The sequence below is a fragment of the Rhizobium pantanalense genome (genome assembly GCF_030182525.1).
In the GTDB taxonomy this organism is placed as follows: domain Bacteria; phylum Pseudomonadota; class Alphaproteobacteria; order Rhizobiales; family Rhizobiaceae; genus Rhizobium.
In genome coordinates this window covers 1-538 of record NZ_JAQJCH010000047.1, presented here as the reverse complement: position 1 = coordinate 538, position 538 = coordinate 1, and the positions used below count along the sequence as shown (strand labels likewise).

The 538-nt window shown below is 63.2% G+C and carries 2 protein-coding genes; both read right to left on the bottom strand.

The features are described from left to right. The coding region (locus PH558_RS34065; protein WP_285208566.1) for a tetrahydrofolate dehydrogenase/cyclohydrolase catalytic domain-containing protein at window positions 1–276 on the bottom strand (276 nt) is incomplete at its 3' end. Window positions 277–279: 3 nt separating this feature from the next. Beyond that, window positions 280–538 (bottom strand): formyltransferase family protein (locus PH558_RS34060; protein WP_285207918.1); only part of this gene is annotated, 259 nt, incomplete at its 5' end.

Here is a 538-nt window from a genome sequence, read left to right as displayed (position 1 = left end):
GGAGGCATCGTCATTCAGGGAGGAAACCAGCCTTGCCAGCTCTTCCTGCGTCGTCTCCGCCGGCAGCGTGTGCTGGACCGACTTGAAGCCGCATTCCTTCGCCATCTTGCTCTTGGAGTTCACATAGGCGTGGCTGGCCGGATCGTCGCCGACGATGATGACCGCAAGCCCGGTCTTCACACCGGCCTCCGCCTCAAGTCCAGCCGCTGCAGCCTTCACAGCCTCGATCACCGAAGCTGCTGCTCGTTTCCCATCGATCACGGTTGCGAGTGCCATCACTCACCCCATGCGCTCGGAGGCATAGGAGCCCGGGCTTGCCGGGAAGACGACGGTGCGGTTGCCGTTCAAGAAGGTGCGATAGTGGATATGCGCATGGATGGCGCGCGCCAGTACCTGGCTCTCCACATCGCGGCCGATCGAGACATAGTCCTCGGCCGACTGCGCATGGGTGATGCGCGCCGTGTCCTGCTCGATGATCGGACCTTCGTCGAGATCGGCCGTCACATAATGCGCCGTCGCCCCGATCAGCTTCACCCCG